Origin of the sequence: Streptomyces sp. HUAS 31, assembly GCF_028198125.1 — a bacterium.
Lineage (GTDB): Bacteria > Actinomycetota > Actinomycetes > Streptomycetales > Streptomycetaceae > Streptomyces > Streptomyces chartreusis.
In genome coordinates, this window is the sequence record NZ_CP116353.1 from 1,696,589 (window position 1) to 1,709,951 (window position 13,363).

Annotated in this window: 14 protein-coding genes and 1 riboswitch; of the genes, 4 read left to right on the plus strand and 10 right to left on the minus strand. The window is 71.8% G+C overall.

Features of this window, described 5'->3' with window-relative positions; genetic code table 11:
• Positions 1 to 121: 121 nt before the first annotated feature.
• From PGH47_RS07305 to PGH47_RS07335, 7 genes are read right to left on the minus strand one after another with little or no spacing between them, the layout of a single operon-like run.
• A complete protein-coding gene (locus PGH47_RS07305) occupies positions 122 to 577 on the minus strand; it encodes a PH domain-containing protein (RefSeq protein ID WP_271662760.1) in 456 nt (151 codons plus the stop codon).
• Positions 578 to 604: 27 nt separating this feature from the next.
• Positions 605 to 1,465: an ATP phosphoribosyltransferase gene (hisG, locus tag PGH47_RS07310; protein WP_126900822.1), complete on the minus strand. Its 861-nt coding sequence runs from the start codon at positions 1,463 to 1,465 to the stop codon at positions 605 to 607.
• A 49-nt stretch (positions 1,466 to 1,514) separates the two neighbouring features.
• A complete protein-coding gene (locus PGH47_RS07315; RefSeq protein ID WP_004990764.1) occupies positions 1,515 to 1,787 on the minus strand; it encodes a phosphoribosyl-ATP diphosphatase in 273 nt (90 codons plus the stop codon).
• Between the two features lie 34 nt (positions 1,788 to 1,821).
• A complete protein-coding gene (ribH, locus tag PGH47_RS07320; RefSeq protein WP_126390041.1) occupies positions 1,822 to 2,307 on the minus strand; it encodes a 6,7-dimethyl-8-ribityllumazine synthase in 486 nt (161 codons plus the stop codon).
• Between the two features lie 25 nt (positions 2,308 to 2,332).
• On the minus strand, positions 2,333 to 3,691 hold the full coding sequence (locus PGH47_RS07325; RefSeq protein ID WP_271662761.1) for a bifunctional 3,4-dihydroxy-2-butanone-4-phosphate synthase/GTP cyclohydrolase II: 1,359 nt from the start codon (positions 3,689 to 3,691) through the stop codon (positions 2,333 to 2,335).
• Complete coding sequence (locus PGH47_RS07330; protein ID WP_271662762.1) at positions 3,688 to 4,338, minus strand: nicotinamide mononucleotide transporter family protein; 651 nt, start codon at positions 4,336 to 4,338, stop codon at positions 3,688 to 3,690. Before PGH47_RS07330 ends, PGH47_RS07325 begins: the two co-directional genes overlap by 4 nt.
• Positions 4,335 to 4,952, minus strand: coding sequence for a riboflavin synthase (locus PGH47_RS07335; RefSeq protein WP_271662763.1), 618 nt, complete (start codon positions 4,950 to 4,952; stop codon positions 4,335 to 4,337). The genes PGH47_RS07330 and PGH47_RS07335 overlap by 4 nt, the downstream gene beginning before the upstream one ends.
• A 147-nt stretch (positions 4,953 to 5,099) precedes the next feature.
• A riboswitch (FMN riboswitch) is annotated at positions 5,100 to 5,230 on the minus strand.
• Between the two features lie 329 nt (positions 5,231 to 5,559).
• On the opposite strand from PGH47_RS07335, the gene PGH47_RS07340 reads away from it, so the two are divergent.
• Together PGH47_RS07340 and PGH47_RS07345 are read left to right on the plus strand one after the other, a co-directional pair.
• Complete coding sequence (locus tag PGH47_RS07340) at positions 5,560 to 6,447, plus strand: RNA polymerase sigma-70 factor (RefSeq protein WP_271662764.1); 888 nt, start codon at positions 5,560 to 5,562, stop codon at positions 6,445 to 6,447.
• 90 nt (positions 6,448 to 6,537) lie between these two features.
• Complete coding sequence (locus PGH47_RS07345) at positions 6,538 to 7,293, plus strand: SDR family oxidoreductase (RefSeq protein WP_271662765.1); 756 nt, start codon at positions 6,538 to 6,540, stop codon at positions 7,291 to 7,293.
• Between the two features lie 224 nt (positions 7,294 to 7,517).
• Here PGH47_RS07345 and PGH47_RS07350 read toward each other — a convergent pair whose 3' ends face one another.
• Positions 7,518 to 8,756, minus strand: coding sequence for an ROK family transcriptional regulator (locus tag PGH47_RS07350; RefSeq protein WP_271662766.1), 1,239 nt, complete (start codon positions 8,754 to 8,756; stop codon positions 7,518 to 7,520).
• Positions 8,757 to 8,915: 159 nt separating this feature from the next.
• On the opposite strand from PGH47_RS07350, the gene PGH47_RS07355 reads away from it, so the two are divergent.
• Positions 8,916 to 10,127: an MFS transporter gene (locus PGH47_RS07355; RefSeq protein WP_150504225.1), complete on the plus strand. Its 1,212-nt coding sequence runs from the start codon at positions 8,916 to 8,918 to the stop codon at positions 10,125 to 10,127.
• On the opposite strand, the gene PGH47_RS07360 is transcribed toward PGH47_RS07355, so the two are convergent.
• Positions 10,087 to 10,545 carry an acyl-CoA thioesterase gene (locus tag PGH47_RS07360; protein WP_107909407.1) on the minus strand — a complete coding sequence of 153 codons (459 nt, stop codon included), beginning with the start codon at positions 10,543 to 10,545 and terminating at the stop codon, positions 10,087 to 10,089. The genes PGH47_RS07355 and PGH47_RS07360 overlap by 41 nt on opposite strands.
• A gap of 143 nt (positions 10,546 to 10,688) precedes the next feature.
• Between PGH47_RS07360 and PGH47_RS07365 the strand changes: the two genes are divergently transcribed.
• Entirely contained in the window at positions 10,689 to 12,101 is a 1,413-nt protein-coding gene (locus tag PGH47_RS07365; protein WP_271662767.1) for a uracil-xanthine permease family protein, read from the plus strand.
• Here PGH47_RS07365 and PGH47_RS07370 read toward each other — a convergent pair.
• The gene (locus PGH47_RS07370) at positions 12,083 to 13,216 is read right to left on the minus strand and encodes a glycoside hydrolase family 6 protein (protein ID WP_271668001.1); all 1,134 of its coding nucleotides are present in this window, start codon (positions 13,214 to 13,216) and stop codon (positions 12,083 to 12,085) included. The two genes, PGH47_RS07365 and PGH47_RS07370, sit on opposite strands and share 19 nt — an antisense overlap.
• Positions 13,217 to 13,363: the final 147 nt, after the last annotated feature.

A 13,363-nucleotide genomic window follows, 5' to 3' on the forward strand; every position in this document is an offset into this window, starting at 1 on the left:
TCGGGTAGCAGGGGGCCTCTGAAGACCGTCGGGCACATCAGTGGCGGAGGCGTCACGAAAACGCCTCCGCCAACAGATTAATCAAGACATCGCGATTTACGGCAGGGTGAACGCCGCCGAGTCAGCCCTCACGGTCCTCGGGCTCCTTGATGCCATGGGCCTCGGCGAGCGCCCGCAGAGCGCGCGCGTCCGCGATGGCGTGCTGCTTGGCGATGCCCGGCTGGATGCCGAGCGCGGGCAGGCTGGTGCCGTCGCTGAGGTTCAGGAACACCCAGGGGTCGCCCGGACGGAGGTTCACCTGAAGGATCTCGGCCCAGTCCAGCCGGCGCCGGGTGGCGATGTTCACCACGGTGACACCGGACTCGTCGGCGACGACCTTCACGCGCGCCAGCATCGCCAGCACGCCGAACATGAGCGCGCCGGTGAGGACGAAGCTGAGGCGCTCCCCCGGGCCGAGCTTCTCCAGGAGCAGCGCGACGGCCGTGATGACGACGAAGATCGCGGCGCCCGCGGTGAGCAGGACGGCCCGGGTGCGGCCGGGTCGGAACGTGACGGGAAGAGCAGGCAGTTCGGACATCTCTGAGTTCTCTACAGGCGGCGTTCGCTACAGGCGGCAGGCGTGGATGGCCGTGGTCAGGATGGCCCGGGCGCCGATGTCGTACAGGTCGTCCATGATGCGCTGGGCTTCCTTGGCCGGGACCATCGCGCGGACGGCGACCCAGCCCTCGTTGTGTAGCGGGGACACGGTCGGCGACTCCAGGCCCGGGGTGAGGGCGACGGCCTTCTCCAGCTGCTCGACGCGGCAGTCGTAGTCCATCATCACGTAGGTCCGGGCGACCAGGACGCCTTGGAGGCGGCGCAGGAACTGCTGGACCTTCGACTCGGCGGCCTCCTCGGCGTCCGCGCCGATGCGGCGGATGACGACGGCCTCGGACTTCATGATCGGCTCGCCGACGACCTCCAGGCCGGCGTTGCGCAGCGAGGTGCCGGTCTCCACGACGTCCGCGATGACCTGGGCGACACCGAGCTGGATCGCGGTCTCGACGGCGCCGTCGAGGTGGACGACGGAGGCGTCGATGCCGTTGTCGGAGAGGTGCTTGGCGACGATGCCCTCGTAGGAGGTGGCGACCGTCTTGCCCTTGAGGTCCGCCAGGTCGTCGCCGACGGTGCCGGGCTTGGTGGCGAAGCGGAAGGTGGAGCGGGCGAAGCCGAGCGGCAGGATCTCCTCGGCGTAGGCGTCGGAGTCGATCAGCAGGTCACGGCCGGTGATGCCGATGTCGAGCTGGCCTGAGGCGACGTAGATGGCGATGTCGCGGGGGCGGAGGTAGAAGAACTCGACGTCGTTGACCGGGTCGACGATCCGCAGTTCCTTGGACTCGCGCCGCTGCTGGTAGCCGGCCTCATGCAGCATCTCCGCCGCAGGGCCGGACAGGGAACCCTTGTTGGGGACGGCGATGCGCAGCATGAGGTCGGCTTCCTTCGTTCGCTCTTACGGTGTGCTGGGTTGCTGGTGCTCAGAGGTGGGCGTACACGTCGTCCAGGGAGATGCCGCGGGCGACCATCATCACCTGGACGTGGTACAGCAGCTGCGAGATCTCCTCGGCGGCGGCTTCCTTGCCCTCGTACTCGGCGGCCATCCAGACCTCGGCGGCTTCCTCGACGACCTTCTTGCCGATGGCGTGGACGCCCTTGTCGACGAGTTCGGCGGTACGGGAGGTGGCGGGATCGCCGTGGGCGGCCTTGTGCTGGAGCTCGGTGAAGAGCTCCTCGAACGTCTTCTTGGACATGGTGACGCTCAGCCTATGCCACATACGCCTTTCGTCAGCGCCAGGGTTCAGATACTGAGCGGAGGGTCGCCGCCGTGGCCACGGCGGCGGTCACCGCCTCGTGTCCCTTGTCCTCGTTGGAGCCCTCGATGCCGGCCCGGTCCAGGGCCTGCTCCTCGGTGTCGCAGGTCAGGACGCCGAAGCCGATGGGGACGCCGGTCTCGACGGAGACCTGGGTGAGGCCCTGGGTCACGCCCTGGCACACGTACTCGAAGTGGGGGGTGCCGCCGCGGATGACGACCCCGAGGGCGACGATCGCGTCGTAGCCGCGGCCCGCGAGGACCTTGGCGACCACCGGGAGCTCCCAGCTGCCGGGGACCCGCAGGAGGGTCGGCTCGTCGATGCCCAGGTCGTGCAGGGCGCGCAGCGCGCCGTCCACCAGTCCGTCCATCACCTTCTCGTGCCACTGTGCCGCGATGACCGCGACCCGCAGGTCGCCCACATTGCGTACGGACAGCTCCGGTGCGCCCTTGCCGCTCACGTTCTTGAGTCTCCTCGGTGTGCTGTTACTGGTTGGTGCAGGTGGACAGGGGGGCCGCGGACACGGGGGCCGTGTCCAGCCAGGGCAGGTCGTGGCCCATCCGGTCCCGCTTGGTGCGCAGGTAGGTCAGGTTGTGCTCGCCCGCCTGCACGGGCATCGGCTCGCGCTCGGTGACCTCGATGCCGTGGCCGCGCAGCGCGTCGGACTTGTCGGGGTTGTTGGTCAGCAGGCGCACGCTGTGCACGCCCAGGTCGGCCAGGATCCGCGCGCCGGCGCCGTAGTCACGGGCGTCCGCGGGCAGGCCGAGTTCGAGGTTGGCGTCGAGGGTGTCGCGGCCGCGCTCCTGGAGTTCGTAGGCACGCAGCTTGGACATCAGACCGATTCCCCGGCCCTCGTGTCCGCGCAGGTAGACGACGACTCCGCGGCCCTCGTCCTGGATGCGTTCCAGCGCCGACTCCAGCTGGGGGCCGCAGTCGCAGCGCAGGGAGTGGAAGACGTCGCCGGTCAGGCACTCGGAGTGGATGCGGACCACGACGTCCTCGCCGTCGCCGAGCTCGCCGTGGACGAGGGCGACGTGCTCGACGCCGTCGACGGTGGAGCGGTAGCCGTACGCGGTGAAGGTGCCGTGGGCGGTGGGGAGATGGACCTCGGCCTCGCGGCGGACGGTGGACTCGGCCGGGAACGACTCGCGCTCGGCCGGAACCCGCTCCACCTGCTTCGGGCGCTCGGCGTCGCGCAGGTAGGTGATCAGGTCCTCGATGGAGATGATCGTCAGGCCGTGCTTGCGGGCGAACGGGATCAGCTCGGGCAGCCGCAGCATCTCGCCGTCCTCGCCGGCGATCTCGACGATGGCGCCGGCCGGGCGCAGGCCCGCGAGGCGGGCGAGGTCGACGGCGGCCTCGGTGTGGCCGTTGCGCACGAGGACGCCGCCGGGGCGGGCGCGCAGCGGGAAGATGTGGCCGGGGCGGACGAGGTCCGACGGCTGCGCCTTGCCGCTCGCCAGGAGCTGGAGCGTGGTCGAGCGGTCGGAGGCCGAGATGCCGGTGGTCACGCCGTGCGCGGCGGAGGCGTCCACGGAGACGGTGAACGCGGTCTTCATCGACTCGGTGTTGTCCTGGACCATCTGCGGGAGCTCCAGCCGCTCCAGCTCGTCCGGCTCCATGGGGGCGCAGATCAGGCCGCGGCACTCGCTCATCATGAAGGCGACGATCTCGGGGGTCGCGTGCTCGGCGGCGATGACGAGGTCGCCCTCGTTCTCCCGGTCCTCGTCGTCGACGACCACGACCGGGCGGCCGGCCGCGATGTCGGCGATGGCTCGCTCGACCGGGTCGAGGGTCAGGTCCTCGATGTCCTCGGTGCGGTACAGGGGCGGTGCCGTGGTCATGCCGGCGCTCCTTCCAGGACGGGCCGCGCGTCGTTGCGGGAGCGCAGCCACCAGTCGCGCATGCCCCACAGGACGAGTGCGCCGTAGATGACGTAGACGAAGCCGGAGAAGGCGTAGCCGTTGGCGAAGTTCAGGGGGACGCCGACCAGGTCGACGAGCAGCCAGGCGAACCAGAACTCGACCATGCCGCGTGCCTGGGCGTACATGGCGACGATGGTGCCGACGAAGATGTAGGCGTCGGGCCAGGGGTCCCAGGACAGGTTCGGGTACGCCTTGAAGAGCAGCGCCACCGCGACGGTGCCGGCGGCGGCCGCCGCGACCATAGCCGCGCGCTCGCGCCAGGTGGCGAACCGGACGCTGATGTGGCCGTCGCCGCCGTCCTCGGTCCGTCCCTTGCTGCGCTGCCACTGCCACCAGCCGTAGAGGGCGACCACCATCACGACCGCCTGCTTGCCGGCGCTGCCGGTCAGGTGGCCGAAGAACGCCCCGAACAGGATCAGGCCGGCGAGGAACTGCACGGGCCAGGTCCATATGGAGCGCCGCCAGCCGAGGGCGAGGGCGGCGAGGCCGAAGAGGTTGCCGATCATGTCCGACCAGAGGATGTGCTGGCCGAACAGGACGAAGGCCTCGGAGTTCAGCGAGTTCACTTCGCCGTCGCCCCTTCGGAGGAGGCCCGGTCGCCCAGCATCCGCTCGACGTACTTGGCGATCACGTCGACCTCCAGGTTGACCGGGTCGCCGGGCTGCTTGAGGCCGAGCGTGGTCAGCGCGAGGGTGGTGGGGATGAGGCTCACGGTGAAGTAGTCGGGTCCGGCGTCGACGACGGTGAGGCTGATGCCGTCGACGGTGATGGAGCCCTTCTCGACCACGTAGCGGGAGAGGGCCGCGGGGAGCGAGATCTTGACGATCTCCCAGTTCTCGGAGGGCTTGCGCTCCAGCACCTCGGCGGTGCCGTCGACGTGGCCCTGCACGATGTGCCCGCCGAGGCGGGCGCCCACGGCGGTGGGGCGCTCCAGGTTGACCCGCGAGCCGACGGCGAGGACGCCCAGGCTGGAGCGGTCGAGGGTCTCGGCCATGACGTCGGCGGTGAATTCGTCGCCCTCGTGGTCGACGACCGTCAGGCACACGCCGTTGACGGCGATGGAGTCGCCGTGCTTCGCGCCGTCGGTGACGACGGGGCCGCGCAGTCGGAAGCGACAGGCGTCGTCGAGGGTCTCGACGGCGGTGATCTCGCCCAGCTCTTCGACGATTCCGGTGAACACTTCCCGGGTCCTCCCTGCCTCATTGGGGCACGGACTCCGGGGCTGTCGATGACGACAGAATGTACGAGCAGGGACACCGGGGGCGACGCCGGACAGGGCTCGCCTCATGGACGAACCGGTACGGCGGCGCGCACGAATGCCCGCCCGCCGCGCACTGCCTCCCATCCGGACTTTAACCGTCGGTCCAGGAATTTCACCTGGTCAACCGGCCGCTGGAGGCGACCGGGTCGCGGACTGTAACCGCCGGTTCGGACTTTCACCGACCCCGGAGTGCGCTGCTTCTGGTACAGGGCCAGTGTGCCACGCCTGATCGGTGTCCATACGGGCGAAGGGTGTGGGGTGGCTCACAGGCGCCTTCGCTGGACTTCCACAGCGTCCGACCAGGGCCTCAACTCCCTTGCGAGGAAATGCCCTTGAGATTGGTCCATACCTATTGACGCTGTGGTCTAGTCCTCTTTACTGTGCGGGAACCTCCCCGTCCTCGGACCCCTCTTCCAGTGGAGCCCCCGCAGACGGCCCGGCGGCGGTGTCGACGGCCCTTGCCCGCCGCCGGGTCTCCCAATGTGCCCCTCGGCGGCCCCCTCGGCGGCTCTGACAGGGTGAGGGCATGACGACCGCCCGCGCCGACGAGTTCGAGACCCACCGTCCCAGGCTGTTCGGTCTGGCGTATCGGATGCTGGGCTCCGCCCACGAGGCCGAGGACACCGTCCAGGACGCGTATCTGCGCTTCAGCGGCGCGGACCGTGGCGCCATCGAGCATCCGGCGGCCTGGCTCGCCAGGGTCGTCACCAACCTCTGTCTCACCCGGCTGACTTCGGCGCGGGCCCGGCGTGAGCAGTACGTCGGGCCCTGGCTGCCGGAACCCGTGATCACCTCGGACGGCACGCTGGGGCCGCTGGAGTCCGCCGAGCAGCGGGACGCCGTGTCGCTGGCGATGCTCGTGCTCCTGGAGCGGCTCACGCCGACCGAGCGGGCGGTCTATGTACTGCGGGAGGCTTTCGCGTACGGCCACCGGGAGATCGCCGAGGTGCTGGAGCTGACCGAGGCCAATTGCCGGCAGCTGTACCGGCGGGCGGTGCAGCGGGTGAACGAGCGGCGGCCGCGGTTCGAGTCGACTCCCGAGCGGCAGGAGGAGCTGGTCAGGTCGTTCCTCACGGCGGCCCGCGACGGAGACCTCGGCGGGCTGGAGAAGCTGCTGGCGGCCGACGTCGTCTGGGAGAGCGACGGGGGCGGCAGGGTCAGGGCGGCGCTGCGGCCGATCGAGGGCCGCGACAAGGTGTTCCGCTTCCTGGCGGGTGCGACGCGGACCTTCATGGCCGGCGTGGAGCTGACGGCGATCGAGATCAACGGCTCGCCCGCGCTCGCCGCGTGGGCGGGGAACTCGCTCATGTCGGTGGTGGTGCTCGACGTGCGCGACGAGCTGGTCGGGCACGCGTGGGCCATGATGAATCCGGACAAGCTGGACTTCGTACGCCGTCAGCTGGCTCGGGCATAGCGACTGTCACATCTCGCGGGGGTCATTCGGTCCCAGCTGACGAGGGGTGCTCCGCTCGGGAGTGCCCGCCGTCCGAGAGGGCTGAACACGATGACCACGATCCTGGTGACCGGCGGGACCGGAACGCTCGGCCGGCACGTCACCGAGCGGCTGCGCGGGGGCGGGCACGAGGTGCGGGTGCTCAGCCGAAGCACCCAGCCGTACGCCGTCGACCTGCGCAAGGGCGGTCCCGGACTGGACACCGCGATGGCGGGCGTGGACACGGTCGTCCACTGCGCGAGTTCGCAGAGCGGCGGCGACCAGGAGGCGGCGGCGCGGCTGATCGAGGCCGCGAAGAAGGCCGGGGTACGGCATCTGGTGTACATCTCGATCGTCGGCGTGGACCTGGTGCCGCTCGGCTACTACAAGTCCAAGCTCGGCGTGGAGCGGATGGTCGAGGCGTCGGGGCTGGGCTGGACCGTGCTGCGCGCGACCCAGTTCCACGACCTGGTGCTGCGGGTGCTCGCGGGCCTGGCCAAAGTGCCGGTGATGCTGGTCCCGGCCGGGGTGAAGGACCAGCCCGTCGAGGTCGCGGAGGTCGCGGACCGGCTGGCCGAGCTGGCCGTGGCGGCTCCCGCCGGGCGGGTCGCGGACATGGGCGGACCCGAGGTGCGGACCTTCGATTCGCTGGCCCGGGCATACCTCCGGGCCACGGGCCGCAAGCGGCTCGTCGTGAAGGTGCCGCTGTGGGGGAAGGCGTACCGGGGCATGCGCTCGGGCGGACTGCTGGCACCGGAGCACGCGGTGGGCAAGGGGACGTTCGAGGAGTACCTGGGACGACGGGTCGGGGGCGGGCGGGACGTCTGAGCGGCGACAGGTCGGGGGCGGGCGGGACGTCTGAGCGGCGACAGGTCGGGGGCGGGCGGGACGTCTGAGCGATGCCCGGGACGCCCTCTGGACCGCTGACCGGCCCGGATCCTTCGACCGCGCCCGCCGGCCCGGGCCTCTCGGCCGCCGACCGGCTCGCGCCCCTCCACCGTCGACCGGCTCAGATCCCTCGACCGCCGACCGGCCTGGCTCCCCCGCGAACGTCAGCGGTCCGGCGGTGCGAAGAGTTCGTTCTGTGCCGCGTCGCGGGCGGTGAGCAGTGCGCCGCGCAGGACGGCGGCGCCGCCCAGGCCGCTGGGTCGGACAACGGTCGCGAGCGGTGACATCCGCCGGACCCGCTCCTCCACCCGCGTGGCGAGCACCTCTCCCCCGGCCTGCCCGACCTCACCGCCGAGGACCACACAGCCGGGGTCGAGGATGGCGACGACGGATGCGGCGCCCACGGCCAGGTGGTCGGCGAGGGTGTCCAGGAAACGGTCGGCGGAGGCGGGCTGCGTGTCGCGGTCCGGCGGGCCGTCCGCGGCCTCCGTGTTCCCGGCCACCAGCGCGGCGGCCCTCGCCACCACCCCCGCGGCCAGCGGCTCGGGCGCGGACGCGTCCTCGACCAGCAGGCCGAACGACCTCGCCAGTTCCACGATCGCCGCCGACCCCGCGAGCGAGTGGAACCCGCCCTCGCAGTCCACCGCCGACGGCAGCCCGGTCGTACCGGGCACCGGCAGGAAGCCGATCTCGCCGGTGCCGCCGGAGGCGCCGCGGCGCAGCGCCCCGTCGAGGACGACGGCCGCGCCGGTGCCGTGGCCGAGCCACAGCAGGACGTAGGTGTCCCGGTCGGCGGCGACTCCGTCGCGCTGTTCGGCGAGGGCGGCGAGGTTGGTCTCGTTCTCGACGATGACGCGGGCCTCGGGCAGCCGTTCCTGGAGGGCCGCGACCAGGCTGCGGTGCCATTCGGGCAGGCCGGTGGAGTCACGCAGTTCGCCGCTCGCCGGGTCGATCAGGCCCGGTGCGCCTATCCCCACCGTATGGAGCCGGTCCGCCCCGGCCTCCTTCAGGACCCGCTCCACCAGCGCCACCGCCTGCTCCACCGCGGGCCCGGTCCCGGCGTCACCGCCGATCGGCGCCGACGCCTCGGCGAGCACGGTCCCGACCAGGTCGGACACGATCACCGAGACGCCTTCGGTACGGACGTCCAGGGCCGCGAGGTGGGCACGGTCGGCGACGATGCCGTACAGCTTGGCGTTCGGGCCGCGGCGCTGCTCGCCGGCCTCGCCGACGACCGCTATCAGGCCGGCGTCGGTCAGGCGCTCGACGAGGTCGGCCACGGTCGGCCGGGACAGTCCGGTCAGCTGCTTGAGCTGTCCTGCCGTCAACGAGCCCTGCTGCTGGAGCAGTCGGAGGGCGAGCCGGTCGTTGATGGCCCGGGCGGTGCTCGGGGATGCGGGCATGCCGGGATCCTTCCAGATCGGCTGGGCCGTGCGGGGCACGGCACCGGGTGGCCGCGAGAACACTGGTGAGCGGCGGCGAAGGCACTCTATCTATCAGGCAGGGTTCCTGATAGTTTACGCCGGGCTCAGCACGAAACGAAGACCGGGAGGGGTCGCACAATGGGTGGGATGGTCTACGACCTGCGCGAAGTGAGGCGCGCCCGGTACGCCGTGGCCGCCGTCTTCGCCGTGCACGGCGCCGTCACCGGCTCGTTCGCGACGCGCGTGCCGTGGATCCAGGACCATGCCGGCGTCAGCGCCGGCCAGTTGGGCATCGCGCTCGCCTTCCCCGCGCTCGGCGCCTCCGTCGCGATGCCGCTGGCGGGGAGCATCTCGCACCGCTTCGGCGCCCGGAACGCCCTGCGCGGGCTGATCGCCCTGTGGACGCTGGCGCTCATCCTGCCCTCGCTCGCCCCCAACCTGCTGACCCTGTGTCTGGCGCTGTTCGTCTACGGCGCCACGGCGGGCATGGCGGACGTGGCGATGAACGCGCTCGGCGTCGAGGTCGAGACCCGGCTGGGCCGGTCGATCATGTCGGGCCTGCACGGCATGTGGAGCGCGGGCGCCCTGATCGGCTCGGCGGCCGGCACACTCGCGGCGCACCTCGGCTCGGACGCCCGGCTGCACCACGCGCTCGCGGCGGTGACGCTCACGCTTCTCGGCGTGGCGGCCTGCCAGTGGGTGCTCGACCTCCAGCCGGCCGAGGACGAGGAGCCGCCGCCCCGGTTCGCGCTGCCGCCCAAGTCGGCGCTGCTCATCGGCGCGGTCGGGTTCTGCGCGGTGTTCGCGGAGGGCGCGAGCCTGGACTGGTCGGCGGTCTATCTGCGGGACCAGCTGGACACCTCGGCGGGTCTCGCGGCGGCCTGCACGACCGGGTTCACGCTCACCATGGCGATCGCCCGGCTCGTCGGCGACAAGGTGGTGGACCGCTACGGCTCCGTGCGCACGGTCCGGTTCAGCGGTGTCCTCGCCACGCTCGGCGGGCTGCTCATCATCGTGTCGGACCAGCCGGTCCTTGCGATGGCCGGGTTCGCGCTGCTGGGGCTCGGCATCGCGGTGGTCGTGCCGCTGTGCTTCGCGGCGGCGGGCCGCAGCGGCCCGAACCCCTCGCTGGCCATCGCCGGTGTCGCGACGATCACCTACACCTCGGGGCTCGTCGCCCCGAGCGCGATCGGCGGTATCGCCCAGGCGACCAGCCTGGTGGTGTCGTTCTGCCTGGTCACGGTGCTGTCCTTCGGGCTCGTGGTGTTCGCGCGCGTCCTGCGCGCGGGTGACCGTGAGCGCCCGAAGGTCAGCCGGCCGGACGCAGCAGTTCCCGACCCGCGGCCCTGAATCCCTCGCTCCACGGCGCCGGGCGCAGTGTCCCGGCGTCCAGCCGGACCAGGACCCTGGTGCCGTGGGCGTAGGTCACCGAGCCGTCGGCCGAGCAGAACCGGAATCCGTACGTCAGCCCGGTGTTGCCGAGCCGCTCCAGCCAGAGGTGGACGGCGTAGACGCCGGGCTTGGTGACCGGCGCCTCGTAGCCGATCCGCAGTTCCTTGACCGCGTTGCAGGCGTCGCCGGCGGCGACCCAGTCGCCCTCGAAGCGGAAGCCGTGCTCCTGCCACAGTTCGGTCCAGGCCCGCTCGACCATCAGCGGGTAGCGGGCGTTGTGCAGCAGCCCGAGCGCGTCCAGGTCGTCGAAGTGGACGGTCACGGGGATGAGCCGGCCGTAGGAAAGGGCGGGCGCTGTCGGGGCTTCGGCGGTCACGTGCGGGACTCCTGGGACGTACGAGTTGACTCCCACCATCCTAAGCGGACGCTCAGCATCCCTGATGGGCCCGGGTCGGCGCCGCCTCCGGTGTCCCTGACAATGGTCCGGACCCACCCGCACGACGAAAGCGAAACCGCACCATGGATCTCGGCGTCCGCTGGAAACTGCACGGCGGCGACGGACGCACCCCGGCGCCCGGAGCGGTCGTCCGGCCCGACGAACGCCTGACCTGGCCCCGCACGGTCGGACTCGGCGCCCAGCACGTGGTGGCGATGTTCGGCGCGTCGTTCGTGGCGCCGGTCCTGATGGGGCTCGACCCCAACCTGGCGATCATGATGTCGGGCGTCGCGACGGTGATCTTCCTGCTGGCCACGCGCGGCCGGGTGCCCAGCTACCTCGGCTGCTCGCTGTCCTTCGTCGGCGTCGCGGCGGTCATCCGGGCCGACGGGGGCTCCAGCGCGGTCGTGACCGGCGCGGTCCTGGTCGTCGGCGCGGTGCTGTTCCTGGTGGGCCTCGCCGTGCAGCGGTTCGGGGCGCGGATCATCCACGCCACCATGCCGCCGATCGTCACCGGCGCGGTGGTGATGCTGATCGGCTTCAACCTGGCGCCGGTGACGGCCTCCACGTACTGGCCGCAGGACCAGTGGACGGCGCTGCTGGTGATGCTGTTCACCGGTCTGGCCGTGGTCTGCCTGCGCGGTTTCTGGTCCCGGATCGCGATCTTCCTGGGCCTGGTCCTCGGCTACGGCATCTCCTGGGCCTTCGACCGGATCTTCGGCCGGATCCACTCGGCCGACGCGAGCGGCAAGGTCACCGACCACTGGCGCCTGGACCTCTCCGGCGTCGGCAGGGCCGACTGGATCGGCCTGCCCGATCTGCACGGCCCGTCCTTCCAGTGGTCGGCGATCCTCGTAGCGCTGCCCGTCGTCATCGCCCTGGTCGCCGAGAACGCCGGACACGTCAAGGCGGTCGGCGAGATGACCGGCGACAACCTCGACAGCAAGCTGGGCACCGCGATCTCCGCGGACGGCGCCGCCTCGGTGCTCTCCACCGCGGTGGGCGGCCCGCCCAACACCACGTACTCCGAGAACATCGGCGTGATGGCGGCGACCCGCGTCTACTCCACCGCCGCCTACTGGGCCGCCGCCGGCTTCGCGCTGCTCTTCGGCGTCTGCCCCAAGTTCGGCGCGATCGTGGCCGCGATCCCGGGCGGCGTCCTCGGCGGCATCACGGTCATCCTCTACGGCATGATCGGCCTGCTCGGCGCGCAGATCTGGATCAACGCCGAGGTGGACCTGCGCAATCCGCTGAACCTGGTGCCGGCCGCCGCGGGCATCATCATCGGCGTCGGCAACGTCACCATGGAGTTCACCGACACCTTCGAGCTGAGCGGCATCGCGCTGGGCACGCTGGTGGTCATCACCGGCTACCACACACTGCGGGCGTTCGCCCCGGCCCACCTCAAGACCCAGGAGCCGCTCCTCGACGAGGGGACGTCGTCCTACGACGAGGAGCGCGGCACCGGCGAGGGCACTCAGCGCGCCAGCTCGTAGGCGTACGACGCGGTGAACGTGCCCGGCCTGCCCTTGCACCCGTCCGACTCCCCCGGGAGCTTCACCCACAGGTAGGCGTCGATCCGGGACTCGCCCGTCGCGAGGGTCGGCGCCCGGCCCAGCTTGCGGCCCGACGGATCGCACCACTCCCCGTCCGCCGGGGCACCGGCGCCGTTGCGGCTGGTGTCGATGACGGCACCCAGGCTCGCGGGACCGTCGAGGGCGTCGAGGACCTGCCGGTCGTAGGCGATCTCGGCGGACGTGGCGCGGAAGTTGGAGACATTGCTGAAGACGCCGTCGGAGGAGGCGGTCGAGGCGGCGCCGGCCTGCCGCAGCCAATCCGCCTGCCTGGCGGGCGCGTTCCAGCCGGAGTGCCCGGCGTCGTAGTAGACGCGGGCCCTGGGGTTGGCGGCCTTCATGACGCGGCCCGCACGGGCGAGGGAGGCGAAGCGGTCGGCGCGGGCGCGCTCCGAGAGGCAGTCGGCCTGGGCGACGGAGTCGGGCTCCAGGACGACGATGACGTCGCCGGAGCCGAGCCCGGCGGCGAACCGGTCGATCCAGGCGTCGTAGGCGTCGAGGCCGGGCGCCCCGCCCTCGGAGTACCCGCCGCAGTCGCGGTCCGGTATCGCGTACGGCACGACCACCGGGACGCGCCCGAGCGCCGAACCGCCCGAGGTGACCGCGCGGACCCGGGCGGTGATGATGTCCGGCGTGAAGTCCGCGAACCACACCGCGGCCGGCTGGGCGGCGATCCGGGACTCGATGACGGCGTGGCGCGGGTCGGCGGGGTTGTCGCGGACCCATTCGAGGACCTGGGAGTCGGGGTGGCGGTACAGGCGGCTGGAGACCACGGCCGTGCTCTGCCTCCTCTCGGCCCGTGTGGGCGAGGGCGTGGGGGTGGCCTTCTCCCGCGTCCGGGTGGGCGAGGCTGAGGTCGGCGAAGGGGACCTCGTGGCCGACGGCGACGCGGACGGCAGGAGTGGCAGGGAATCCAGGCTCGGCGAGCGCGTGACCCGGGGCGGCCCGGCCTCGTCGGAGCCTCCGCGGTCGTCGAGCGCGGAGACCATTCCGGTGACCGCGCCGACGGCGACCACGACCGAGGCCGCCACCACCATGACGCTCCGCCTGACGCCCCTGCGGCGCTCGGCACGGCGTGCGGCCAGTCGCTGGGCGCGTGAGCCTGGCACGGTCCTGCTCCCCCTCCCCCACAGCGAGCGCGTCCCCCGTTCTGGGGAAGCGCCGGGCCCGCCGACACTGCGGCC

Excerpts from the sequence above, each read along its gene's own strand:
- PGH47_RS07305 (WP_271662760.1), bottom strand. The coding sequence starts at position 577 with ATGTCCGAACTGCCTGCTCTTCCCGTCACGTTCCGACCCGGCCGCACC.
- hisG (WP_126900822.1), bottom strand. The coding sequence starts at position 1,465 with ATGCTGCGCATCGCCGTCCCCAACAAGGGTTCCCTGTCCGGCCCTGCG.
- PGH47_RS07315 (WP_004990764.1), bottom strand. The coding sequence starts at position 1,787 with ATGTCCAAGAAGACGTTCGAGGAGCTCTTCACCGAGCTCCAGCACAAG.
- PGH47_RS07325 (WP_271662761.1), bottom strand. The coding sequence starts at position 3,691 with ATGACCACGGCACCGCCCCTGTACCGCACCGAGGACATCGAGGACCTG.
- PGH47_RS07340 (WP_271662764.1), top strand. The coding sequence starts at position 5,560 with ATGACGACCGCCCGCGCCGACGAGTTCGAGACCCACCGTCCCAGGCTG.
- PGH47_RS07345 (WP_271662765.1), top strand. The coding sequence starts at position 6,538 with ATGACCACGATCCTGGTGACCGGCGGGACCGGAACGCTCGGCCGGCAC.
- PGH47_RS07350 (WP_271662766.1), bottom strand. The coding sequence starts at position 8,756 with ATGCCCGCATCCCCGAGCACCGCCCGGGCCATCAACGACCGGCTCGCC.
- PGH47_RS07355 (WP_150504225.1), top strand. The coding sequence starts at position 8,916 with ATGGGTGGGATGGTCTACGACCTGCGCGAAGTGAGGCGCGCCCGGTAC.
- PGH47_RS07365 (WP_271662767.1), top strand. The coding sequence starts at position 10,689 with ATGGATCTCGGCGTCCGCTGGAAACTGCACGGCGGCGACGGACGCACC.
- PGH47_RS07370 (WP_271668001.1), bottom strand. The coding sequence starts at position 13,216 with ATGGTGGTGGCGGCCTCGGTCGTGGTCGCCGTCGGCGCGGTCACCGGA.